This is a genomic window from Rhodococcus huquni (genome assembly GCF_055231055.1).
The window spans coordinates 20,442-45,436 of the sequence record NZ_JBUYWE010000012.1; the positions used below are offsets into that span (position 1 = coordinate 20,442).

20 protein-coding genes and 1 pseudogene are annotated in these 24,995 nt (G+C 65.2%); 6 read left to right on the forward strand and 15 right to left on the reverse strand.

The features are described 5' to 3' along the window. Positions 1–255: 255 nt before the first annotated feature. The 3 genes from ACZI8R_RS18570 to ACZI8R_RS18580 all read left to right on the forward strand — a co-directional run bounded on the left by ACZI8R_RS18570 (position 256) and on the right by ACZI8R_RS18580 (position 2,254). Positions 256–999: an Rv1157c family protein gene (locus tag ACZI8R_RS18570; protein ID WP_463381223.1), complete on the forward strand. Its 744-nt coding sequence runs from the start codon at positions 256–258 to the stop codon at positions 997–999. Between the two features lie 108 nt (positions 1,000–1,107). After that, positions 1,108–1,488 carry a hypothetical protein gene (locus tag ACZI8R_RS18575; RefSeq protein ID WP_463381134.1) on the forward strand — a complete coding sequence of 127 codons (381 nt, stop codon included), beginning with the start codon at positions 1,108–1,110 and terminating at the stop codon, positions 1,486–1,488. Positions 1,489–1,759: 271 nt separating this feature from the next. Further along, positions 1,760–2,254, forward strand: coding sequence for a nuclear transport factor 2 family protein (locus tag ACZI8R_RS18580; protein WP_463381135.1), 495 nt, complete (start codon positions 1,760–1,762; stop codon positions 2,252–2,254). Positions 2,255–2,261: 7 nt separating this feature from the next. Here the strand turns inward: ACZI8R_RS18580 and ACZI8R_RS18585 are convergent, their stop codons facing one another. From ACZI8R_RS18585 to ACZI8R_RS18600, 4 genes and pseudogenes are all read right to left on the reverse strand, one after another. Next, positions 2,262–2,975 carry a DUF1906 domain-containing protein gene (locus ACZI8R_RS18585; RefSeq protein WP_463381224.1) on the reverse strand — a complete coding sequence of 238 codons (714 nt, stop codon included), beginning with the start codon at positions 2,973–2,975 and terminating at the stop codon, positions 2,262–2,264. A 166-nt stretch (positions 2,976–3,141) separates the two neighbouring features. Next, positions 3,142–4,347, reverse strand: a complete 1,206-nt coding sequence (locus ACZI8R_RS18590) for a serine hydrolase domain-containing protein (RefSeq protein WP_463381136.1) — start codon at positions 4,345–4,347, stop codon at positions 3,142–3,144. Positions 4,348–4,465: 118 nt separating this feature from the next. Next, a complete protein-coding gene (locus ACZI8R_RS18595) occupies positions 4,466–5,383 on the reverse strand; it encodes a restriction endonuclease (protein WP_463381225.1) in 918 nt (305 codons plus the stop codon). Positions 5,384–5,670: 287 nt separating this feature from the next. After that, a pseudogene (locus tag ACZI8R_RS18600) lies at positions 5,671–7,050 on the reverse strand (chloride channel protein); the annotation flags it as partial. Between the two features lie 94 nt (positions 7,051–7,144). Here ACZI8R_RS18600 and ACZI8R_RS18605 point away from each other — a divergent pair. Further along, positions 7,145–8,296, forward strand: coding sequence for an NADH:flavin oxidoreductase (locus ACZI8R_RS18605; RefSeq protein ID WP_463381137.1), 1,152 nt, complete (start codon positions 7,145–7,147; stop codon positions 8,294–8,296). Positions 8,297–8,315: 19 nt separating this feature from the next. Here the strand turns inward: ACZI8R_RS18605 and ACZI8R_RS18610 are convergent, their stop codons facing one another. Continuing rightward, positions 8,316–9,314, reverse strand: coding sequence for an NAD-dependent epimerase/dehydratase family protein (locus ACZI8R_RS18610; protein ID WP_463381138.1), 999 nt, complete (start codon positions 9,312–9,314; stop codon positions 8,316–8,318). A gap of 89 nt (positions 9,315–9,403) precedes the next feature. Next, positions 9,404–10,159 (reverse strand): CPBP family intramembrane glutamic endopeptidase, encoded by a 756-nt coding sequence (locus ACZI8R_RS18615; protein ID WP_463381139.1) that lies wholly within the window; start codon positions 10,157–10,159, stop codon positions 9,404–9,406. A 155-nt stretch (positions 10,160–10,314) separates the two neighbouring features. Between ACZI8R_RS18615 and ACZI8R_RS18620 the strand changes: the two genes are divergently transcribed. Together ACZI8R_RS18620 and ACZI8R_RS18625 are read left to right on the forward strand one after the other, a co-directional pair. Then, positions 10,315–12,018, forward strand: coding sequence for a fumarate hydratase (locus tag ACZI8R_RS18620; protein WP_463381140.1), 1,704 nt, complete (start codon positions 10,315–10,317; stop codon positions 12,016–12,018). Positions 12,019–12,063: 45 nt separating this feature from the next. After that, the gene (locus ACZI8R_RS18625; protein WP_463381141.1) at positions 12,064–13,332 is read left to right on the forward strand and encodes an alpha/beta hydrolase; all 1,269 of its coding nucleotides are present in this window, start codon (positions 12,064–12,066) and stop codon (positions 13,330–13,332) included. Here the strand turns inward: ACZI8R_RS18625 and ACZI8R_RS18630 are convergent. The 9 genes from ACZI8R_RS18630 to htpG all read right to left on the reverse strand — a co-directional run bounded on the left by ACZI8R_RS18630 (position 13,288) and on the right by htpG (position 24,964). Beyond that, on the reverse strand, positions 13,288–14,619 hold the full coding sequence (locus tag ACZI8R_RS18630; protein WP_463381142.1) for a WS/DGAT domain-containing protein: 1,332 nt from the start codon (positions 14,617–14,619) through the stop codon (positions 13,288–13,290). The two genes, ACZI8R_RS18625 and ACZI8R_RS18630, sit on opposite strands and share 45 nt — an antisense overlap. A 23-nt stretch (positions 14,620–14,642) precedes the next feature. Then, complete coding sequence (locus ACZI8R_RS18635; RefSeq protein WP_463381143.1) at positions 14,643–15,578, reverse strand: hypothetical protein; 936 nt, start codon at positions 15,576–15,578, stop codon at positions 14,643–14,645. Further along, entirely contained in the window at positions 15,575–17,710 is a 2,136-nt protein-coding gene (locus tag ACZI8R_RS18640; protein WP_463381144.1) for a CapA family protein, read from the reverse strand. Before ACZI8R_RS18640 ends, ACZI8R_RS18635 begins: the two co-directional genes overlap by 4 nt. 22 nt (positions 17,711–17,732) lie before the next feature. Then, positions 17,733–18,746, reverse strand: coding sequence for a poly-gamma-glutamate biosynthesis protein PgsC/CapC (locus ACZI8R_RS18645; RefSeq protein WP_463381145.1), 1,014 nt, complete (start codon positions 18,744–18,746; stop codon positions 17,733–17,735). Further along, on the reverse strand, positions 18,739–20,082 hold the full coding sequence (gene pgsB, locus ACZI8R_RS18650) for a poly-gamma-glutamate synthase PgsB (RefSeq protein ID WP_463381146.1): 1,344 nt from the start codon (positions 20,080–20,082) through the stop codon (positions 18,739–18,741). Before pgsB ends, ACZI8R_RS18645 begins: the two co-directional genes overlap by 8 nt. After that, on the reverse strand, positions 20,079–20,930 hold the full coding sequence (locus tag ACZI8R_RS18655) for a nucleotidyl cyclase domain-containing protein (protein ID WP_463381147.1): 852 nt from the start codon (positions 20,928–20,930) through the stop codon (positions 20,079–20,081). Before ACZI8R_RS18655 ends, pgsB begins: the two co-directional genes overlap by 4 nt. A 101-nt stretch (positions 20,931–21,031) precedes the next feature. Next, complete coding sequence (locus ACZI8R_RS18660) at positions 21,032–22,075, reverse strand: hypothetical protein (RefSeq protein WP_463381148.1); 1,044 nt, start codon at positions 22,073–22,075, stop codon at positions 21,032–21,034. Between the two features lie 332 nt (positions 22,076–22,407). Continuing rightward, on the reverse strand, positions 22,408–22,998 hold the full coding sequence (locus ACZI8R_RS18665) for a mismatch-specific DNA-glycosylase (RefSeq protein ID WP_463381149.1): 591 nt from the start codon (positions 22,996–22,998) through the stop codon (positions 22,408–22,410). Positions 22,999–23,011: 13 nt separating this feature from the next. Then, positions 23,012–24,964 carry a molecular chaperone HtpG gene (gene htpG / locus ACZI8R_RS18670; RefSeq protein ID WP_463381226.1) on the reverse strand — a complete coding sequence of 651 codons (1,953 nt, stop codon included), beginning with the start codon at positions 24,962–24,964 and terminating at the stop codon, positions 23,012–23,014. Positions 24,965–24,995: the final 31 nt, after the last annotated feature.

Consider the following 24,995-nt stretch of genomic DNA (forward strand, 5'->3'; position numbering starts at 1 on the left):
GATGTCCGTAACAGTTACATCACCATTCACACCATTAACTACTGTCACAGGCTATCGTCACCGAGAGATCACGACCGGGGTCTGTATGCCATACACTCCCACCGGAAGTCGCAGCCGGACATTCTCGAATCGGGTACGGCTGTACAACCCGGGGGCGCTGTACATAGAGTGACCCCCCGAACCGTCAGACGTGGATCAATCGTGTTTCCGCGCTGCTATGACAAGGATGGGGAGACCGTGCTTCGAACCCGAGGTATGCGAAGGGCGTTCGGCGCTCTCGCAATCGCTTCTGCTGCCGCACTGGCCGTGCCCGCACAGGCCGTCGCGCAGCCGACGCCGCCGCCTGTTCCCGAAGGCGTTCCGGTCGACCTGCTCGCCTCGTTCGCTCCGGCGATCATCGGCGCCGCAATCGGCCCCGCGGACATCGCGGGCGACCCTCAGGCCGACCTTCTCGCCCAGGCTCGCACTCTTCTCGAGGCGCCCGGCATCCCGCCGGAACTCAAGTCCACCCTCGAGCGGGTCATCACCTTCCTCGACGGCAGTGGCGGCGGCGGCCCGGAGATTCCGAAGGACAACGCGCCGGTCATCGCGCAGTTCCTCTACCCGACCATCGGCAAGAACTGCATCGGCGACGGCGCCGATTCGGTCGGCACTGCGCTGGCAGTTCCCGGCCCCTCGGAGCTTCCCCCGCCCGGACCCAAGCCCGGCGAGGCCGGCTTCGTGTTCACCGCGCTCGGCACCTCGCCGGTCGCGGCAGAACAGCAGACCCCGATGACGGTCACCTGGCTCAACATCGACAACGGTCAGCGCGCCACCCAGAACCTCACGGGCGACGCGAAGATCAACCCGGACGGTCCCGCCACCCTTTCGACCATCGCAAAGACCGGCCCCGGCCGCGTCGTCGCCGTGGTCTCCGGTGGAATCACCACCCAGGCCGAGGGCGCCGCGCCGATCAGCTGCGGATTCCTGCCGACTGTTGGCATGTTCCACGTCGCCTGACGAAGCACCCGAAGATGGGGCCCACCGTTCATTCGGTGGGCCCCATTTTTGTGCGGGGCGTGTTCACCGTTCTGGTTTGCCCGCGCAGCGCAGGTGGTAGACCGAGGAATGCGCAGAAAGTCGAACTCGCTCAGCCGCCGTTCAGCCCGCAACTGCGGTTCAGCCGAGCACGGCCGCGCCCGGCACTCGCACCGATCGATCCTGTCGATCCGCTCCGAGGGCTCGATTCTTTCGATCGGCTCGGCCTACTCGATCCTGTCGATCGGTAGTGTCGGCTCGATCCTGTCGGTGGGTTCGGTCGGGTCGAGCGCCTCCGCCCTCAGTACCGCGTCGTTCGGCAGCCTCGGATCGGCCTTGTCCGGCCTGTCCAGGTGGTCACTGCTGTCGTGGCGGGGCGTTCACCAAGGGCCGGAGGACGAGCGTCCCAATCTCGTCGTGATCGCCGATGAACACGATCTCCCGGACCTGACGTCGCACAGCCAGTCCTGAGCCACCGTCGGTTGCTACGAGCCTTCGACGATGAACGTCTGATAGACGAACCCGACGACTGCGTAGACGACCTCTACGAGAATATCCATTCGATCCTCCAGATCCGATACCGATTTCCGACGAGACTAGATTTCCGACGAGACTACCTGGCGCCGGCAGGATTCGAGGTTCACAGTTCCCGGTGAACCCTTCCCGGCAAAACTGAAACGTGTTCTCATTGTGGTCGGCGTCGCCACGCGGCGATCGCAAGCCACTACAGAGGGAGAACAGCGTGCCGTGGAGCCGTAACGAGCTCGAAGAAGCTTTCGCGAACTTTCAGAAGACCGTGTCCGAGTGCGTTGCGACGGGAGACTGGTCCGGCTTCGCCGACATGTTCACGGAAGACGTTCATTACGTCGAGCACGCGTTCGGCACCCTGCACGGACGCGAAGAGGTTCGCCGCTGGGTCGTTCGCACGATGACCAGCTTTCCCGGCAGCCACATGACCAAGTTTCCGCCCACCTGGTACATCGTGGACGAGGAACGCGGCTGGGTCGTCTGCGAGATCAACAACCCCATGAACGACCCCGGCGACGGCAGCGTTCACGAGGCCGCCAACATCACGATCCTCCACTACGCGGGCGACAACCTCTGGAAGTACGAAGAGGACGCGTACAACCCGATGAACTTCTTCAAGACCGCCAAGAACTGGTGTCGCGCAGCCGAAGCCGCCGGGACCCTGCCCGAGGTCGCGCGGGAGTGGATGACGAAAACCGGCGTGAAGTGAGCGCCGGTCACCACTGCCCGTAGTCGGGCTTCAAAATGGCGTTGAGGTCGATTCCGATGCCGTCGAGATCTCGCGCGTCGATCTCGTACTGATGCAGGTGCGCGGCGGGGTGGACGTACCCCTCGGGTGTGCCCCAGTCGTGCTGCCAGAACCACGTTCCCAGACCGGCGACCGACGCGAGCTCGATGGTCCCGGAGTTGGCGTACACCCCGAGGTTCGCGTTACCCACCACCGACTGCCATCCGAGCAGGTACGGAGCGATCATCGTCGCGAACTCGACGGGTGAGGGGTTGTCGTCGATCGAGGCATAGATCGGCTTGTTCTCGGGGCCGCCCGCGGCGAGGTGTAGTTCGAGGCCGCGCTCGGCATGACGCTTGCCGGCTTCGAGGCCGCCGCGCCAGTCCGCCGTGTCGGACTTGCCGTACTGGTAGCAGGAGACGACCGACAGCCCTGCCGCGACGAGCGCTTCTGCCTCGGAGGCCGCCATCGGCTTGCCTTCCATCCACTCGGCACCCGGCCGTCGATCGGAGACGTACCGAATCGCTCCCGCGTAACCAGCTCCCGCGATCGAGTCTGCGGACGGAACTCCGGCCGAGTAGTCGATGAGAATGCCCAGATCGTCGGCGGCGGCGATCCGGGTGGTGGATGCCAGGCCCGCCAACCCGACCGCAGCGGTGCCTGCTGCCGCGTATTTGAACAGCTGTCGTCGATTCACCTGCACGGAAAGCCCCCATACCTCATTGGTCACGCTGCGGCGTGTCTGCAACACCGACGACAGCTACTTCGGTAAGTTCGGTCGTTTGATTTCACCACACTCACACGAGTCACGCTAGCCACTCGGCAAACACAGGCCTCGAGTGTGCCAGGTGGCTGACGGGTAGCTGTTGTCAGGAGCGCGCGAGCGCCTGGGCCGTGGCCCCCAGACGCGGGAGTCTGAGGTCGGCGATGGGATTCGCCCTGTTGCCCAGACGGTTCGATACGAACGCGACGGCCAGTTCCGACTCCGGATCGGCGAATGCTCCCGATCCACCGAGCCCGTAATGACCGAACGAATGCTGCGGCTGACGTCTGGCGGAAACCATGCCTGCGTGATATCCCAACCGCCAGTTCATCGGAATGCCGAGAACGTAATCGCGAGCCGTCGTCTGAACCTCGGACAGCTGTGCCACGGTATCGGCGCGGAGCAACGTACGACCGTCCACGCTGCCCTGCCCGGCGAGTGCCGCATACATCTTGGCGAGGGCACGCGAACCGAACACGCCGTTCCATCCGGGCATCGCGGTGTCGTGCAGTTCCGGGTTGCGAACCAGCGCATCGAATCCGGCGGGCATGCCGGCGTCCGCCAAGTTCTTGATGCCCGGCACCACGGACAATGCCGATGCGGTCGGCCCCCACGGCAACATGAGCGGAGTGATCCTCGGAAATGTACTGGCGATCCGGTATCGCTCAGCACGCGGAACCTCGAACCACAACTCGTCCACCCCCAGTGGCTCTGCGACTTCGGTGCGCACGAGTTCCGTGAAGCCCCGTCCCGACGCGCGGGACGTCAACTCCGCGACCAGTGCCCCGTAAGTGATCGCGTGGTAACCCGGGCCGAAAAGCCGCTTCGGAGACGCGGGAGAAGCTGCCAGCCGCGACGTGACGAGGGCATGATCCATGAGTTGGCCCCCCTGGGGAACCAGGCCGCGAATCCGGTGGAGTCCGGCTCTGTGGGACAACAGCTCTCGTACGGTTATGGCCTCTTTACCGGCGGCACCGAACTCCGGCCAATAGTCGGCGACACGAGCGTCGTAGTCGAGTACGCCGCGTTCGGCGAGCCGGTGGACGACCGTACTGGCCACACCTTTTCCGGTGGAGAAGGAAAGCGCAACGGTGTCGTGCTGCCAGCGCTGATGTCGGTTCTCCCATCCCGCCCACACGTCCACGACCTTCTGGCCCCGGTGATAGACGGTGAGCGCACCTCCTCCGCTCGCGCGAGAGCGGAACATGGCGAAGAACTGATCGGCAAGAGGTGAGAAGTCGGAATCGACGGACATTTCGTCGGTCGAACCGTCGGAAGATGCGGGGGGCGGCAGCGCGGACGGGATCGACATTCGAACACTCCTCTCACACAGGGCTACTTCTCTCTTTACACACATTCCGAGTTCGGCCGCGGAGCTTTCGGTCGATCAGCGTTCGTTCGTAGCCGATCCGCAATGTGGGGAGCAGGTGCTACGCCGATGCCCGGGACCTGGCCGGCTCGAGCGACTGGAAGTAGTCCGGCCGAATCTCGACGTCCTCGACGACCCGGGTGGTCGTCTGCACGCCGAGCCCGTGTTCCTTGAGCAGTTCGCACAAACGGTCCCCGTCCACCAGATCGATGGGCGGCGCACCGTCACGCTTGGACTCGGCACGCGCATCGCCGGTGAAGGTGCCGGTCGTGACGAGAAGACCCTTCTCTCCCCGCCCGGACATCGCGCCACGAAAGTCGCGTACCGCACCGGCGCCGACGCTGCCGCTGTATCGCGTGCACTGGAAGAACACCGGGAAGCTCAGCAGCGACAGTTGGTAGACGCCCAATCCTTCCATGTCGCCCCCGGGAGTTCGCCTGGTGATGGAGGCGCTGGAGAACCCGGCCTCGCGCAGCAGTCGTTGGGTCAAGCGTTCGAACGCGTCGGGCGAGATACCCAGCAGGGTGTCGAGCAGCGCGTCCTTCCAATCGGTCCGGTTCTCGGCCTCCGCAATGTTCGTATCGGGTTCGTCCGCTCGGCGCGAAGCTGCCTGTGCCGACTTGCGGGCGGCATTCTTCTTGCGGTTCTCGGCGGAGAACTCGGTGTGCAGCGGACGGATGTCGTCTTCGGTGACCTCACGTCCCTTCGCGGTGACGCTCCAGACTCCGCGACGGCTGTTGGTGAGCAGTCCCATCCCCTTGAGGTACGTCCGTGCCCACGCGAGTCGGTATTCGATCTCGGTGCTCGGCCCGTCGCCGTGCAGGACTCCCTGCACCTCGGTGGACAGGCTCTCTCGTTCGACGACCGCCCCGTCGAGCTCCTCGTTCGACGCCGATCCACCGAGGGCGATAGCCGCCTGAAGAGCGGGCCAGAGCAGATCGATGTAGCGGGGAACGAGAGCAGTCATGCCGAACAGCATGCCGGAATGCGCCTCCCCCGTACTCACACGGTCCCGAGTACGCGCTCCACCGTGTCCGAAGACGCCGATCCCACCACACCTCGGCACCACTGCTCGACACCGTCGCGAGTGACGATTCCGCGCGTCACACCCTCCGAATCGACGACGCTCACACCTGCACCGGCGGGCCCCAACAGCGCCACCGCATCCGCGACGGAAGCCGATTCGCCCACTTGCGCTCCGCCGGCGGCCGGCCGCACGGAATCGTCCGACACTTCCGTGACCGAAGTCGCGGCGAGGCTCCGCCGCAGTCGTCCTTCGTCACGATTGGACAGCTGTGCACGGTAGATGGTCTCGCCCGAGGTCCGCACCACCAGATACCCGAGACCGACGGACACCATCGCCGGCGCCAGAAGTGTGATGCTGCCGGTCATTTCGGCAACCATCACCATCACTGCGAGCGGCGCCCGCGCGATACTCCCGAAGCACGCCATCATCCCGGCGATCACGAAGGGCGCCGGGCTGTCCGGTACGGCAGGAGCGATCGGTTCGAGCAACCGCCACACGGCGGCCCCCGTGAACGCGCCGATCACCATTCCCGGTCCGAAGATGCCGCCGGAGCCGCCCGATCCGATCGAGAGGGAGGTTGCAACGATCTTGGCCACCGGAAGAATCAGCACGACCCACAGCGGGAGGGCCGTGAGCGCGTCACGATCGAGCGCTTCCTGGACCCAGCCGTAACCGCTACCGAGAACCTGCGGAATCGCCAACGCGATCAGGCCTACCGCCAGTCCTCCGATGGCCGGCTTCAGAACCCGCGCGACGTGCAGGCGTCCGAACAGGTCGACCGCAAGGTAGAACCAGCGCGCGTAGGCCAGTCCGATCACACCGGCCAGCACTCCGATGACGGCGAACCACACCAGCTGGACCGGGTTGTCGAAACGGTAATCCGCTGCGGCGTAACCGAACAGGGGGCCGAATCCCATGAAGGATCCGAAAACGCAGTAGCTCACGATCGAGGTGATCAGTCCGGGCACGAGCACGTCGAACTCGAAGTCGTCCCGAAAGACGATCGCCCCACACAGCAAGGCACCACCGAGGGGTGCACCGAAGATCGCACCGATTCCGGATCCGATTCCCACGGCGACTGCGATGCGCCCATCGCGAGGCGAGAGATCCACCAGTCGGGCGAGCAGCGAACCGAAACCGGCAGAGATCTGCGCGGTGGGTCCCTCTCGACCGCCCGACCCACCCGACCCGATGGTGATCGCGGACGCTACGAGCTTCACCAGCACCGCACGAATCCGAATCATCTTGGGGTCTTCGTGGAACGCCTCGATGGCCGCGTCGGTTCCGTGCCCTTCTGCCTCCGGGGCAAGTGTGAACACGAGGATTCCGGAGACGAGTCCGCCGAGACACACCACTACGGGCACGGCCCACGCCCGACTGAACGATCCGCTCCCGCTGCCGCCACCGTCACCGGCCGCCGAGGGCGGGGTGTACCCGCCGATGCTGCCGAGAAGGAGATGAGTGGCCTCTGTGAGGGCGGCATAGAACACGACGGCGCCGAGACCCGCCACGATCCCGATGACCACTCCGAGCACGAGCCATTTGCGAACGTAACCGAGGTTTCGGACCCATCCCCCGATCCGATCGACACCGATTCGATCCTGACCGACTCGACTCATGCGGGGCACCTCCCGATGCTGTGTCTCAGATTACAGACCCCGCAAGTGCCATATCTCGGAATAAGCAGCATGGGCGAAGGGGTTGCACAACACCATGACCGAGATCTCCGAAGCCACCGAACAGACTCCGCTTCCCGTGGACGGATTGTTCGAGCCTTTCACCGTCAAATCCCTCGAGCTGAAGAATCGCTTCGCGATGGCCCCGATGACGCGGGCCTTCTCACCGGACGGCATACCCGGTCAGGATGTCGCCGACTACTACACCCGCCGCGTCGCCGGCGGAACGGGTCTGATCATCACCGAAGGCACCTACGTTCCAGACCCCTCGTCTGGGCCCTTCACGACAGTTCCGCGCTTCTACGGCGACGACAGCCTCGCAGGCTGGAAGCGTGTCGTCGATTCGGTGCACGAAGCCGGCGGTTCGATCATTCCGCAGCTGTGGCATCTCGGCGTCGAGCGCGGTGCGAAGCCGCGGCTCAACCCGGAGGTGGAGTCGACGAGCCCGTCCGGTCTCACGCTCGACGGAGTGCCACTCGGTCGCGAGTTCAGCACCGCGGACCTCGACGATCTTCGCAACGCCTGGGTCGCCGCAGCGGTGAGCGCAAAGGAGACCGGATTCGACGGCATCGAACTCCACGGCGCGCACGGCTACCTTCTCGACCAGTTCCTGTGGGAGAAGACCAACCTGCGGACCGACGGATACGGCGGTTCGTTGCGAGCCCGCACCCGCTTCCCTGCCGAGATCGTCGCGTCGATCAGGGAGGCAGTCGGCGAGGATTTCGCAATCGTCTACCGGTACTCGCAGTGGAAGTCCAACCACTACGACGCCCGTCTCGCGCAGACCCCCACCGAACTCGAAGAGATGCTGTCACCGCTCGTCGATGCCGGCGTGGACGTCCTCCACGTGTCCACGCGTCGGCACTGGGACGCAGCGTTCCCCGAACTCGAGGGCAACGACGGACAGCTGGGACTTGCGGGCTGGACGAAGCGGCTCACCGGCGTTCCGACGATCACGGTGGGCTCCGTCGGACTGAACAAGGTGTTCACCACGGCGTTCACCGCCGAAGGAGCCGCCGAGAGCACCGGCGTCGATCGCTTGCTTCAGCAGTACGAGGACGGCGAGTTCGATCTGGTCGCGGTCGGGCGCGCACTGCTAGCGGACCCGGAATGGGTGAACAAGCTGCGTTCGGGTGACACGGACAAGCAGATCGCCTACGCCAACGAGCACCGCGAAGTTCTCTACTGACCTTCCACCTGTCGGCAGGTCACGTCCTGCCGATGCGTCCGACGTTGCGCAATCCGACCACTGTGTCGGACAACGTCTCTCGTGGATCTCGATACGACACCCCCAGCTGGCTCTCGCTGGGGGTGTCGTCGGTTCGGGGCATACGTGTGTAGTACTCCATGGCGGCTTCCGAGATCGGCGTCCGGAACGGGACCACGCCGACGAGGACGTCGAGCACTCTGCCGGTCAGTCGAAGTGCGACGTCCGGGATCGGATAGGTCGACATGCGGTCGCCGGTAATGCGGCCCAGCATCGCCACCGTCTCGCCGACGGACAACGTGTGTCCGCCTGCGGTGAACCTGCGCGGACCCTTGCCCGGTTCGAGAAGCGCGGCGTGCAGCGCGGCGAGGTCGCGAACGTCCACCAGAGTCCACGCCGCGCCGCGGCCGGGAAGGCCCCTGATCCTCGCCGCGACCTCGACGGCCTGGGCCGCCTCACCGAACTGGTTCCCCGCGGGCGGGCCGAGCACCATTCCCGGGTAGGTGATGACCACGGGAGCGCCTGCCGCCTGCAGTCCGCGCGCGAAGATCTCGACACGAGCCTTGGACTGCCCGTATGCATCGGCGGCGCCGTGCACGGGAAGCTCCGCGGTCAACAGGTCGCGGCCGGGTTCGAACAGCGCCGCGATGCTCGAGACGTGCACGATCGGGTCGAGCCCCATTTCGGCGGCAGTGCCGAGAACGTTCTCGGCACCACGAAGGTTGGTCTGCAGCATCTCGTCGGTGCGTCTCGGATCCGTCGCGACGACGGCCGCCGCATGAATCACCGCGTCGCAACCTTCGAGTGCCGCACGCACCGAGTCCAGATCGGTGATGTCCCCTACCGCGAAATCGGAGGTGTCGAGTCCCAGCGCACCTGCGCTGCCCGGTAGCCGCGCGGGATCTCGGACGAGGAACCTCACCTCGTGTCCTGCCTGGACGGCGGCGGCAGCACTCCACGCCCCGACGAATCCGGTCCCACCAGTCACCAGTACGCGCACGGTTCTCCTCTGTCGACGAAAGTTCGTGGACAGTATTGCCGAGCCGCGTTCGCGGCCGAGGGCCAGGCAGCGTTCTCGGGAGAGAACTTTCAGGCGAGGGTCATGTGCCACACGAGGGCAGCAGCGAGTGCGCCGAGGCCGTTCAATGACCAGTGCAGCGCGATCGGCGCAAGGAGGCTCCCACTCCTGCGACGCAACCACGTGAAGACCACGCCGGCCGCAGCCGTCGCGACGACCGCGCCGAGGATGCCGACGATCTTGCCCGCCGTCCCACCGCCGAGGAAGCCGGTCAGGCCGGCATTGCCCGTCGTGAGTCCGAGTGAGGACGCGATGTGCCACAGCCCGAACATCAGCGAGCCGGCAGCGAACACCCCGCGCGCACCGTAGACGCGTTCGAGGGTGCCGTGGAGTACGCCACGGAATGCCAGTTCCTCGGGAATCACGGTCTGCAGCGGAATGACGATCATGGACGCGATCAGCGCACCGGACACCGTGGCGTAACGGTCCGAGAGAAAGAAGGGCCGCGTGAGCGGGAGGGCCGCCCCGATGGCGACGACCGCGAGAACGAGCCCTACGGCCCCGAGCGAGTACAACGCACCTTTGCGCCAGTGACGCGGAGACAGCCCGAGCTCGCCCCAGCCGAGGCCACGTCGACGCGACAGCACGAGCAGGATCACCGCCGCGATGGGCACGGTGGCGATACTCGCCCACGCCGTCGTGAAGTGGGCGATCAGATTGGTGCCGACGAGGACCGCGACCACGAGTGCGACGTCGAACCAGGCGTGGAACGCCGGGCGAACACCAGCGACGGGTCGGGCAACGGCAGTCATGCTGGGCGAAGACATCCATACCAGTGTACGGATCGGGCACCCGAGTCGACAGGCCCGTGTTACGTAGGCCACACCGCCTCACCTGAGCGTCCAACCCCACGTAAAACGACGGTTCCGGCCCCGATAGCCTGGAGAACGTAGCCCCCAATCCCTTCTGTTCAGGAGATACAATGGCCGACTTCCTCTACGAGGACCTGCTGCCGACAGGTGAAGATCCCACCGAGTATCGGCTGTTGACCACAGAAGGGGTTTCCACGGTCGAAGGTCCGGGCGGACGCACGTTTCTCCAGGTGGAGCCGGAAGCGATGCGGCTCCTCACCGAGACGGCACTGCACGACATCTCTCATTACCTCCGCACCGATCACCTCACCCAGCTCGCGAGCATCCAGGACGATCCCGAAGCCTCGAACAACGACAAGTTCGTGGCACTCGACCTCCTGAAGAACGCGAACATCGCAGCGGCCGGAGTACTGCCCATGTGCCAGGACACCGGCACCGCGATCGTCATGGGCAAGCGCGGTCAGCAGGTCCTCACCCCCGGCGCCGACGAAGAGGCCATCGCTCGCGGCGTGTACGACGCGTACACCCGACTGAACCTGCGCTACTCGCAGAACGCGCCCCTCACGATGTGGGACGAGAAGAACACCGGCAGCAACCTGCCTGCGCAGATCGAGCTGTACGCCGACACCGCCGCCGGGCACGAGAATTCCTACAAGTTCCTGTTCATGGCCAAGGGTGGTGGCAGCGCCAACAAGTCCTACCTCTTCCAGGAAACCAAGGCGATCCTGAACCCGGACTCGATGATGCAGTTCCTCGAGGCCAAGATCCGTGGCATCGGTACGGCGGCCTGCCCGCCGTACCACCTGGCGATCGTCGTGGGCGGCACCTCGGCGGAGTTCGCACTCAAGACGGCCAAGTACGCCTCGGCGCACTACCTCGACGAACTGCCCACCGAAGGTGCCATCACCGGCCGCGGATTCCGCGACCTGGACCTCGAGCAGAAGGTCTTCGAGCTCACCCAGAAGATCGGCATCGGCGCACAGTTCGGCGGCAAGTACTTCTGCCACGACGTTCGCGTGGTCCGTCTCCCCCGGCACGGCGCTTCGCTGCCCGTCGCCATCGCGGTGTCGTGCTCGGCGGACCGCCAGGCCAAGGCGAAGATCACCCCCGAAGGTGTGTTCCTCGAAAAGCTCGAGTTCGAACCGGGCCGCTTCCTGCCCGAGGTCACCGACAAGCAACTCGACGCCGAGACGTCGGGCGTCTCGGGCACCGGCAAGGGCGCCGCGGTCAAGATCGACCTCACCAAGCCGATGCCGGAGATCCTCGAGGAACTCTCGAAGCACCCTGTCAAGACCAGACTGTCGCTGACGGGACCCCTCGTGGTTGCCCGCGACATCGCGCATTCCAAGATCAAGGAACGCCTCGACGCGGGCGAGGAAATGCCCCAGTACCTCAAGGATCACCCCGTCTACTACGCCGGACCGGCGAAGACCCCGGACGGCATGGCCTCGGGATCGTTCGGCCCCACCACCGCGGGCCGGATGGACTCTTACGTGGAGCAGTTCCAGGCCGCGGGCGGTTCGATGGTGATGCTCGCGAAGGGCAACCGATCCAAGCAGGTCACCGACGCGTGCGACACGCACGGCGGCTTCTACCTCGGTTCGATCGGCGGCCCGGCCGCGCGGCTGGCGCTCGACTGCATCAAGAACGTCGAGGTCGTCGAGTACGAGGAACTGGGCATGGAAGCCGTCTGGAAAATCGACGTCGAGGACTTCCCCGCCTTCATCGTGGTGGACGACAAGGGCAACGACTTCTTCGCCCACACCGGTGAGGTGACGTTGACGATCGGGAAGCGCCCGGAAACAGTCTCCTGATCACATAGCCACAAACATTGAGTGCACACGTGTACACTCAATGACGTGGCGACCACCAATACCCAGAGGCGTGCCGAGGTGCGTGCCCTGGCGCATCTCGCCCTCGACGAGATCGGGACCGCAGCCCAAGGGATAGGCGGGGTGCACCGAGCAGTGTCGGATCGCGTTTTCGCCGGCCTCCGGTTGGGGCTCGGTTCCACCGTTCGACCGGCGAAAACGATCCACGACACGATCACGGACATCGTGTACTCGACGATCACCGAATCGGCGCGAGCCGGCGGATACGTGGCGGGCAAGACGCTCGACCTGCCGACGCAGGAGAGCACTCCTCCATCCGAGACCGTGCGCGGCGCGGTGCTGATAGGTGTTCTCCAGGGCTTCATCGGGGACGTGCTGGAGAACGACCACTCCCCCTTGGCCACGGACATGTCGGTGCGGCGCGAGGGCAGACCGATCCCCACGGAACCCGAAGCACTCGCGGCGGCCTTCCCTGCCGCGTCCTCCCGGATCGTCGTCTTTCTGCACGGGCTGGTCGAGACCGAGAACGCCTGGCGGCTCGGCGGTAGGCCCACCTACGGCGAACGACTCGAGACGGACTTGGGCTGCACGGAGGTACAGATCCGGTTCAACACCGGACGCCACATCTCCGACAACGGACGCTCACTGCACGAATTGCTCGAGAAGTTGAGTGCTTCCTGGCCGGTTCCGGTGGAAGAGATCACGCTCGTCGGGCATTCGATGGGCGGTCTTGTCGCTCGCAGCGCGTGCCACCTGGCGACGATCGAGAATTCCGAATGGGTGCGTTCGGTCCGCCACACCGTGTCGCTCGGTACGCCGCACCTCGGCGCGCCACTCGAACAATTCGTTCACCGCGCCAGCGCCGCGTTGGTGGCGGTGCCCGAAACCCGGGCGTTCGGCCGTCTTCTTCGCCGACGAAGTTCGGGTATCCGTGACCTGCATCAAGGTTCGCTCGTGGACGAGGACTGGCGCGGACGCGATCGCGACGCACTGCGAGCCGCGATCTACAGTGAGATCCCGCTCCTCCCGGACGCAGCACACTATTTCGTGTCCGCGGTGATCACCACGAGCCCGAATCATCCGGCCGGCCGAGTGATCGGCGACGGCATGGTGTTGCGTCCGAGCGCAAGCGGCGTGAATCGCACCCGGCGAATCGGTTTTCGCGAGGAAGACGGTCTGCACGTGCCACGCGCAAACCACTTCACACTGCTCAATCACGAAGGTGTGTACGAGAAGCTGCTGGAATGGTTCTCAGCCGGTAGCGACCCGAACGTCGTCGAGAGCGCGCCGCAGTAGTTCTTCGTACGCGTCCGGGTCGGCCATCACGCCGGGACCGAAATGGACACTCACAGTGACGGTCTCACCGATGCTGTACACGCCGTGCGTGACACCCATGACCGGAGAGAGCGCAGGGAATCCGGCCGTGAACAACACCGGACCCCCGCAGAACGAGAGGTCGGCCGGGCCGCGGTTCACACTGGTCAGAACCGTGTTGCCGGATACGCTGTCGGGCAGCTCGTCCGGCGAATAGCTGCGCACCCCCGCCCGAATCATCGGTGCCGGGGTGACCGCCATCGGGTCCCCCTGTGACGCGACCGAGGGATGCAGAGAGCGCGCCTTCCGCTGGTCCAACGCGCGACCGATCTTTTCGGCTCGTACCGCCAGATCCGTTTCGCTCGGATACAGGTCGACACCTACGTTTCGAAAGTGATTGCGTGACTTCGCCTCACCAGGAAGAGCGACCGTCACTTCTGCTCCGAGACGGTCCGGCGCCGCACTCCCCCGACTCTCGAGATACTCCGCGACTGCCACGGAGATCGCGGCCAGGACGACCACGGTGACCGTCGCCGACCCACCGCGCAACGCTGCCAGCGGCAGGGTGATCAGCCGAATGCCGTGGCAGCCGTGCGGGTCTGCATTCAGCGCCGTCAGTTCGCGGCCGTCGAGCTTCGGTGGCAACGTGCCGTCGGCCGTCAACGCCTCCGATTCCCGATACGCCCGGTAGGAGCGAACGCTCGCCACGACCATCCGTCCGATCTGCAGCGGCATGCGGGCCAGCCCCCAGGCGACCAACAGTGGGGTCGGTGGTGGCGCAGACGAGGCGTGGGTGCGCGGTGGCACGTCCGGACCGAAGAGTTCCCGTGCGATTCCGGCAGCCCGCTGCCCGTCTGCGAGAGCATGCGAGAGCTGCAACACCGCGACCAGGGCCGTGGACGACCTGCTTTCCGGAACCCCACGAACACCGGGGAACAGATGCAGGGTCCACGGGCTCACGCGAGCGTCCACGCCGGTGCCGAGCAGATCTGCGACGGCGTCGGTGCACTCCGCCCATGTCGAGTCGGGCAGGGGATGCACGACGATCTGATCGTCACCGACCGCGCGCGGCTCCCACACCGGATAGTCCACGGTCCTCGGAACGTCGCGCACCACCAGACCGAGGTCGGCCACACACTCGGCTCGCTCTTTCACCCACGAGCGAAGGACGTCCGCGTCCACCTCGTCCGTGTCGAACGCGTACAAGAGGAACTGGTCGTTCGGGATCTTCTCGGAGATCCAGTACATGAGGGCGTCCCGCGGATTCATCCGTTGCACGATCGTGCGCCGCCCTATCCGATTCCCGACGAACGGAGCGATTCGGTGATCACCCGCACGAGTTCTCTGCGCTCGGACTTGTCGCGGCGGACATCCTGGTTCACCTCGATGTGGATGAACTCGGCACCCCGTTCACGAGCGGCGATCGCCTGCACGTTGGTGGTCGCCGCAAGTGCCTTGCACTTCTTGCCGTCGTAGGTGCACGTGTCGAAGCCGTTGTCGTCGAGGTCGTCCTCGAGCTGCCGAACCGCCGGACTGGGCTCGTCGACGGTGCTCGAGAGCACGACGTCGCCGAAGTCGTCGTGGTTGTCGGAGGAGAACCCGTGGATCTGGACCACCGTCGTTCCCTTCTGCACCACGGCATCGTTCACCGCAGCGAACGTGGTGTCGCTACGGTGCGCCACGTCGGCGCTGTCGTCACCGGCCTTTCGATGCGCACCGGCCATCATGAACAGCCGTGCGTTCGACTCGGAGAAGAGCTGGGTACCCATGTGCTCCGAGTACTTGTCCGCCACCGGATGCGGAATCTGAACGACGAGCGGCGACGTCACCTCGGGATTGTCGCGAACGACGTACAGGCCGTTCCCCGCCGTGGGGTCGCCACGCTCGACGAGCGCAGAGATCGCCGGCTGCCGAGTACCCTCGTCGTCCTTCCCTGATCGTTCGACCGACACCGGCTCCAAGTCGTACGAGTCGAGCTGGGTGTCCCCCGTGCTCAGCAACTCCGACACACCGGCCGCCACCGACTGGGCAGTACCGCGCGACGGCGGGGCGTACGCGGTCGATTCACGATTGGGCGAGACCTTCACCACTCGAGACACCAACGAGGACAGCTTCTCAGGCGGCTCGGGAACCGGATCGTTCGAACACGCCGTAGCTGTCGACATCATCACCACTCCCGCGAGAACCGCTGCGCCTCCGTATCGAACGATTCGGGGGACGCGTGTCATTCGGTACCGGCTCCGTTTCCGACGAGGGGACCGGAACCGTCCGCCCTGTCACTGCTCACACGGATGGATCCCGGTCGGGTCGTCTCCACGGTATCGAACTCGCGGCCGGCCGCGCCCTCCGGCGCCCACGCGACGAGGCGGACGTCGTCCACTGCGAGGCGTGGTCCGCTGAGCGAATCGTCCGGCGGGCTGAGCCGCACGAACGGCTGGGCCGCGACTGCACCGGGCGGGACCACCGCATCCACTCGAACCTGAGTGCAGTCACCACTGGACCGGTCGCCTTCCGGGACGACGATCTCGTCCGCACCGACGCTCTTGCCGCTGAGGCCGTTGTACCAACGCAGCTCGAGCTGTGACCCGGGCGACGCCGACCGTACGTCCGCGAGCAGTGAGACGTGCTGCCCCTCCGTCACACTCACGCGGCGTCCCGGAGTGGCGTACACATCCTCGGTGCTCTTCGGGCTGCGAACCAGCTCGAGTCCCTTGCCGTTCGAAGTTCCGTCGTCTTCCGGGTCACGGTCTCGGGAGTCTGCACACGCGGCCGACGTCGTCGTGCGGGCAGCCTGACCGAGGTCCCACAGGTTGACGCCCTTCGACGCGGGGTCCGTGTCCTGATCCTCGAATCTTCCCGAACCCCACAACAAGTCGCTACCGAGTTGCTGCCCGGGCGCAGCTTCACCGACGAACCGACCGGGCGCCAGACGCCGTGGCACACCCGGCTGCAACGACACGTCTGTCGTCTCCGGCCGCGCCGACGGGCCTGCCGTGATCTCGGCACCCGAACCGCCGAGTCGGGCCGGCCCTGGGACGGACCCGGCGACGATGCGCGAGGCCGAGTCGGCCAGGGCGCCGACGACGGGGACCGGACGAGACTCTTCGAGCACGATCGGATCGGCACTCGTGTGCACCGGCCTGCCCCCGCGCACGTCCACCCTGAGCAGTTGCGAAGGCGCCGACGCCCACAGCGACTGGTCGTACAGGAGGTTTCCGGTCGACTCGGCGATCACCGAATCGCCGACCGTACGTATTCCGCCGCTCACGTGCGGGTGTCCGCCGACGACGATCGCGGCACCTGCCTTGGCGGCGGCATCGGACATCCGCCGAACCGTCGGGGACTGCTCGCGCTCGTTCTGGGTGCCACCGTGGATCATGAAGACGACGGTGTCCGCCTTCTTCTGCGCGTCGCGCACGGCGCGCTCGATCTTCTTGGTCGAGCACTCTGCGGCGCCGCCGCGATCGTCGTCGGCCACGTACGGAACCGGGTTCTGCTCCCCGTCCACCGTCGTGCATCCCACGAACGCGACGGTGCCGTTGTCACGCGGCACGATCGCCGGCGCCCACGCCTCGTCCTCGTTTCGACCTGCCCCGAAGTGGGCGACACCGGCCTTGTCCAGGGCGCCGACTGTGCTGTCCACGCCCGCGTCCAGGGCATCGAAAGCGTGATCGTTCGCCATCGACACCACGTCCACACCCGACATCCGCAAAGCCTCCGCGGACTCCGTCGCCGACGCATACGCACTTTTCTTGGTGGGGTGCATCTGCGGGGGACGCGGCCCGTCTTCCGGGAAGTACGGATCGTCTGTCAACGGCGACTCGAGGTTCACCACAGAGAGGTCTGCGTCCTGTAGCAACGGAGCGACTCCGGAAAGGAGGTCGGCATGCTGAGCAGCATCCGCGTTCTTTCCGAGGAGGGCCGGTCCGTCGTCGGTCTTCTCGTAGTAGTGCCGACCGAACATGACGTCGCCGCCGAAGCGCAGCGCCGTCGACGAGTCTGCGCGGGAGGTCAACTCGATGCGTGCCTCCTCGCCCGGAGCCACCGCCTGCGTTCGCGGAAGATGCCCACTCGACTCGGATACCGCAAGTGCGGGCGAGTCCAGCGGCAACTCGAAGCCGCCGTCGTCTCCGCTGCGGACCAGTTCACCGGCGACACGAACCGAGGCGCCGGACACCGGCTCACCGGTCTCGTCCACCACGGTTCCGCGCACCGCGTTCGCATTACCCGCCTCGACCTCGATCACGTGGTCCGGCATCTGGACCGCGGCCGTCACTGCGACGCCCAGAACGACTCCGGTCGCAAGGGTCGGCAACGCCCAGCGACGCCAACCCCGTCGTGGTTGTTCTCGAGTCTTCACAAGAGCCTTCCTGTCTTCGCCATCACAGCAGGCCGAGGGCAATGCCCGCTGCGGCAAGTAGATTCGTTCCGGCGTAGACGCCGACCGCGGTCAGGACGGAGCCCCACACCGTGCGTTCCCAGCCCTGTCGCTGCGCATCGTTGGCCAGCAGCGCCGGAACCATCAGGGTCGCCACCGTCAGGCCGCGCCACGGGATGTAGTCGCCGCCGGTGAAGTGGGTGACCAACAGTTCGGCACCCCAGCTGACGATCGCGCCCACCAGCACCATCGTGGACAGCTTGCGGCGACCGAATATCAGCAGACGCGGCATCAGAAGCTTGACCACCACGAACCAGGTGATCAGCGCAACCACCGCGGCGAACACGATGTCCGCCCAGCGCGGGCTGACGAGCGCGAGGTATGCGCCGGTGATGAAGCCACCCGAACGCAGGCCCAGTTTCGCGAACACGAACATGCCCACGCCCACGCTGATCGCCACCGCGAGCAGCAACAGTTCGCGTGGATAGCCGAGCACGGCGGCCAGTCGCACCGTGTCGTCGCTGGAAGTTCCGGGGGCGATCGACATCAGCGACGAGAAGAGCACGAGGAAGACGACGAGAATCAGCGTCGTCGCCCCGATGGCAAGGACCGTACGCAGCGGCTTCTGCCGGGACATGTCGTGCGCGATGATTCCCGGTACGAGGAAGCCGATACCGGCGAGGGCGAAGAACGTCGGGTCGAAGTGGCCGAGGGCGCCGGCCGCGATCGTGCAGATCAGGATCAGCGCGAGGCCGACCAGCATCTCCCATTCGAACTTCCTGCGCCCGTACAGGATCAGCTTCTTCGCGAGGACCACACTCACCAGCACATAGGTGAGATAGCCGACGCCCACGGTCACCGCGATGGCCAACGGTTGTGTCACGCTCAAGGCCAGGTAAGCCGGAACGATTGCCCCACCGGTCGTCAACTGCACGCGCTCGTAGAAGAGCATGCTCAGAACGACGCCCATCACCAGGGCAACACGAACGACCTCCGGCGCGAAGTCGTACTCAAACATGCAGAGGCCCAGCCTCTACCTGTGTGGAAGTCCTCGGGTGGTGCGCGCCCGCGCGGCGCAGGCGGGACACCCCGATCGCTGCCCGACGCGGATCACGCGACTCGTCCATCTCGTTGCGGTGGTCCGCGCCCTGCAGTTCCTGGAAGTGGTCGATCAACAGCTCGGCCTGATCGGTGTGAATGTTGATCATGCCCACCAGAACCCCGGTCGGGCCTTCGATCAGGTCGGCGACCTTGTCCAGGATCTGATCGAGTGTCGGCTGTACGGTCTCCCCCATCTGGTGGATCCGCTCACGCCCGTACCCGCGCTCGACCATCGTCTTGGTGACGGTGTCCTCGTATGCACCGAACGTCACCACATGATCGAGGTAGCCGGAGAGGTCGTCGGGAACCATGTGGGAGAACAGCTCTGCCCGTCGACCGCGATCGCGGCGATTGTTCAGAATTCCGATCACCGTGGCGTCCGGCGGGAACTGTGCCTGCAACGTGGCGAACGTCAGTGCCACGCTCTCGCGGTCGTTGGCTGCGAACATCGGGACCCACAGCACGGATTTTCCGCGGATGTCGTACGAACGCAGACGCACCACACCGACATCGGGAACAGACTTCCACATCCCCTCGAGGGCGGCCTGCCTGCTGACGCCGGACAGCCGCGCAATTGCGAGTCCGATGGCGACGTTGGCCTTGAACTGCAGGTAGTCGAATCCGCGCATGTCCTCGTCGTCGACACTCTCGGCGTCTGCATAGACGAGGGTGCTGCCGCGTTCCTCGGCCCGCATGGCCAGACGCTGCCGCAGGTGCGGGCGATCTTCGGCGGTGATCACCACACCGCCCCGAGGAATGGTGACGGACATCGAGTCCGCGATCTCCTCGAGAGTCTCGCCCATCTCTTCCTGATGGTCCTCACGCACGTTGGTGATCACGGTGATGTCGGACCGCACCATGTAGTCCTGCGAATACTGTTGGTACAGAGGACGAACCGCCATGCACTCGATGATGAGAGCTTCCACGTCGGGCTTGATGTGCTCGGCGACGATGTCGATCTGCTCGTTGATGTTGGCGGCACCACGCCGAAAGATCGGCGTCTCCTCGCCGTGTGGGCCGATCACTCGGGCAGCACTTCCGGTCGTCTTCGCGACCGTGACATAGCCGCCCTCGCGGAGCACCCCGCCGACGAGTCGCGTAACGGTGGACTTGCCGCGGATTCCGTTGACGTGGACACGAACATCCAACTGGCGCAGGCGCCGTTGATGTCCCCGAATGGAGATCCGCCAGTAGAACAGGAGCGCCGCGCCGATCACGAGCAATACCAACAGTCCGACGGCTGCGCGTGTCATGCCATCACCTCGGCGCCGTGCGCAACCCGAGCCTGCTCGATCATCGAATCGGCATCGGCCACGTCGGGAGTCAGGAAGGACAGACCCGCGTACACCTCGGCGCACTCCCCCACGCTGCGGCGCCGACCGCCCTCGCGGTCGGTGAAGGTCGACCGGCCGGCAGCGTCCACGAGTGGGCCGACCACTCGCCAACCCTCCACCGAATCGGTCTCCGGCAGGATCGCGCCGAACTCGTCGGGCGACAGCGCGAACGGCACATCGGTGTCGCGAAGAAGGCTCTCGACCAGCCGGGCTACGGCCCGCCGTACCGCCTGTCGCGCCGGCTCGTCCAGGTGCGGTTCGGTGATCCGAACGTGCAGGATCACTAGCCCGAGTGCACGCCGATGCATGTGCGCACGGCTGATTTCGTCTTCGAGCCTCGGACGGGCACGATCCTCGGACAACAGCCCCAACGATCCGTAGACAGGCCGCACCTCCGTGTCCGCGGGCTCTGCCGTGCGTGCACTCTGGCGAATGCGCGTACCGACGAGGCCGGCGGCCCAACCGAGAACCAGGAAGCACACCGCGATGGCCACTGCCAAGACGAACTGCTCGCGATTCCACACACCGAAGAAGCGTTTCGCCACCACAGCTGCCGTAGCTGCGACGAGTCCGACCACCAGGCCGGTCACGCCGTCGAAGAACATTCCGACCAGGACACACACCACGGCAACCCCGAGGACCACGAGGCGAATCGGCCCGGATTCCAGACCACCGAGTAAACCTGCCACTGCCGCGAGAACGAAGCACAATGCGACGCCGGTGTGGACGTCAGTCCAGCCCCGAGTCACCTGCTTGGCTTTGCTCATCACGATCACCTCGCTTCCAGCGGAGGCGCGCTGCGGCGAAGGCCACACCGAAAACCACGCTTGCAATCAGTCCTCGAACAGCGGGATCGACCCACGAAACCTCATCCACGTGCGAGCGCCCACCTGACGACGAAAGTCGTACCGAACGGGCCGGAGGTTGCGTGCACCCCGGCACTCGACACCACGACCTCGCCCGCGACGAGACGGATACTCGACGTTCCGGCTTCGGCCGTAGTCGACGCGAAGTTCGCCGCAATGCGGGCCACCTCCGCCGTGGGCAGTGCGCAGTCCTGCGCCGAGACGGTGAGAAATGCGTTCTCGGTGTCCGATTCGAGCGACACTCCGGCGTCACTGTGTCCGGCGTGATCGAGCACCGCGCAGACGAGATGAGTCACGGCGCGCTCGACGCCGAACTGGTCGCCGCCCACCGAGAGGAAGTGAGCGCCCAGATCCGATACGACACGATCGCGACCGGTCACGAAGACCGACTCGCGTAGGGCACGGTTCACTGCCTGACGGAGGTCGAACGTCGGCGAATCGGACGCGCGTGAGACGGCCCCCGTCTCGGCCGACTCGAGCACCGAGGCCAGTCGCCGACGCGAAGTCGCGGCGTGCCGCTGAAGTTTCGGGTCGTCGTGCAACTCGGCCAGGTCGAACAGCGCCGACACGGAGTCGGCCAGCGCGGCGAGCTCACGCGGCAGCGGGGACGCCGGAGCGCGCACCGTCCGCGGATCGAGCTGCGGAACCAGAAGGTCGACGAGCTCGGCCAACTGCGCGAAATCCTCTCGGGCCCAATTGCGTTCGCAACGATCCGCAACGGACAGGGTTCCGACGAGCACGCCGTCCTCGGTACGGATCTCCTGCTCGGCACGCGAGATCAGTCCGGGGATCTCGGCACTGGAGAAGGGTCGAGTGCCCTCGCGGTCCACCGCGCCGGCCAAGACCTCGTACCCGGAGTCCACGATCGCCACATAGGCGACGGGCGCTTCCAGAGCGGAGGCGGCCACTCGCACAAGCGATTCGCAGAACGGGTCGATGGAGCCGCTGGAAGAGCGGGCGCCTTCGGGACGGCGCGAACCGACGGCCGGAATGATGTCGGTGTCGAAGTTTCCGTCGGCGTTCAGCAGTTCGGTCGTTGCCGTCATTACTCCCTCTCTCGTGGTGCGCCGTGAATTGTGTTCACGATGCGCTGCGAGCAAAGGTAAGCAATCCAAAGTTAACGGGGGGAGACTCGATTTCGAATATTCAACCTCTTTGCCCGAAGAAATCGAAACGTGTTCTCGCCCCCATCTACCTGCGGTTTTCGTTCGTGATTCGTTGGCAGACACAATCTTCGATCACAATGAGGTTTCGATCCGGAAACGATCACAATGGGATAATTCGGGCGTTACACCAACCCTGAAATTGAAACCCGTGACAATCACCACCGCGCAAATCGGCGGTGACACGCACCACCCGAACGACCGTCCAGGTTGCGTCAGGGGCCGCGTTGAACGACTATGCCACCGGCCTCGGCGGCGGCCGTATAGGAATCGGCCAGCGACGCTACGGTCTCGTGGGCATTCAGGCCGCTGGGATTCGGCACCACCCACAACTTCGCTCCTTCGAGCCCGCCTTGCTGAGGACCAGGTTTCGCTTTCCGTACTCCGAAACCTGTTCGATAAGCGGTGATTCCGGCGATTGCCACCACTCGAGGTGAATGCGCACGAACGGTCTCCCGCAACCGATGCGCGCCGGCGACAAGTTCGTCCGCGGACAGTTCGTCCGCCTTCGCGGTGGCGCGGCCGACGAGGTTCGTTATGCCGACGCCACGGCTGATCAGGTGGTCACGGTCTCGGGTCGAGAGCCCCGACGAGGGATCTATCGGTCGCTCGATGATTCCAGCGGCAGCCAGTGCCGGAAAGAAGCGGTTTCCGGGTCGCGCGAAGTGTGCGCCCGTGGCCGCCGTCCACAGTCCCGGATTGATGCCCACGAAAAGCAACCGAAGTCCCGGACCGATGAGGTCCGGGACTTCGGTGTCTCGATACGACTCCAACTCGGCCCTACCGAACCGTCGCTTGGAAGTCATCGGGGGCAGTCCGTCACACGGTTCCTGCGAGCCGATCGCCGAGGAGTGCGGCGAATCGTGCCGGATCCTCCAGATGTCCACCCTCAGCGAGAAGCGCGATGTCGTAGAGAATCTCGGCGGTCTCGGCGAGGCGTGGGTCGTCGTCCCGCTCCCCCTGCGCCGTCCGCAATGCCGTGACCATCGGGTGATCGGGATTCAGCTCGAGAATTCGCTTCGTCTTCGGTACCGGCTGGCCCGAAGCACGGTACATCCGTTCGAGAGTGGGCGACATGCTGAATGCATCACCGACGAGGCAGGCGGCCGAGGTGGTCAGACGGCTCGACAGTCGAACCTCCTTGACCTCCTCCTGCAACGACTCCGACATCCAGGTCAGGAGACCCTCGAAGTCCTTCTCCTTTTCGCTCCTCTCGGTGTCGGCATCCGCCTTCTCCTCTTCCGAGTCGAGGTCGACTTCACCCTTGGAAATCGACTGGAAGGTCTTGCCCTCGAATTCGGGGATGGAACCGACCCACATCTCGTCCACCGGGTCGGTGAGCAGGAGAACCTCGATACCCTTCGCCTTGAACGCCTCCATGTGCGGGGAACTCTCGACGAGTTGCCGAGATTCACCGGTGGCGTAGTAGATCTGGTCCTGACCGTCCTTCATCCGCTCTACGTAGTCGGCGAGGCTCGTCTGCTCGTCGTCACTGTGAGTGGAGGGGAACGACGAGATCTCGAGCAGAGTGTCACGGTTGTCCGAGTCGGACAACAGACCTTCCTTCATGGCCGTGCCGAACTCGCCCCAGAAGGTGCGGTAGTCGTCGGGACGCTGCGACTTCATGTCCTTGATCGTCGAGAGCACCTTCTTCGTCAACCGACGCCGAATCGCGCGGATCTGCCGATCCTGCTGCAAGATCTCGCGAGACACGTTGAGCGACAGGTCCTGGGCATCGACGACACCCTTGACGAACCGCAGGTACTCCGGCATCAGCTGATCGCAGTCGTCCATGATGAACACCCGCTTGACGTACAGGTGAACACCCGACTGCCGCTCGCGCATGAACAGGTCGAAAGGCGCTTGGCTGGGAACGAACAGCAACGCCTGATACTCGAACGTGCCTTCTGCCTTCATCGGGATGATCTCCAGCGGATCGTCCCATGCGTGCGCGACGTGCTTGTAGAACTCCTTGTACTCGTCCTCGGACACCTCGTCCTTGGACTTGGCCCAGAGCGCCTTCATGGAGTTGAGGGTCTCGGTCTCCACCGTGACCTCGTCCTCGCCGCCCTCTTCGGTGGCAGGTTTCGTCTTCTCGATCTCCATGCGGATCGGCCACGCGATGAAGTCCGAGTAGTGCTTCACGAGCTGGCGTAGCTTCGACTCCGACGTGTAGTCGTGCAGGTGATCGTCGGTGTCCGCCGGCTTGAGATGAAGCTGCACGGACGTTCCGGCCGACCCGCCTTCGAGCGTCTCGATCGTGTAGGTGCCCTCACCGCTCGACTCCCACCGGGTCGCGTCATCCTCGCCCGCGCGGCGCGTCGTGAGCGTCACCTTGTCGGCGACCATGAACGTCGAATAGAAGCCGATACCGAACTGGCCGATCAGCTCCTCCGACGCGGCCGAGTCCTTCGCTTCCTCGAGCTTGCGGCGTACCTCCGCCGTGCCGGACTTGGCGAGCGTTCCGATCAGCTCGACGACCTCGTCTCGCGTCATGCCGATGCCGTTGTCGCGGACGGTGAGAGTGCGCGCGTCCTTGTCGACCTCGAGTTCGATGTGAAGGTCCGACGTGTCGGCCTCCAGATCCTTGTCGCGGTAGGCCTCGAGGCGCAGCTTGTCGAGCGCGTCCGACGCGTTCGACACGAGCTCGCGCAAGAACGAGTCCTTGTTGGAGTAGATGGAGTGGACCATCAGGTCGAGCAGTTGTCGAGTTTCCGCTTGGAACTCTCGCTGCTCCGGCCCGGCGCCCGGTTCTCCTACATGCGTGTTCAATTCGATTCCCTTCGGCAGCAGAACCTGCAAG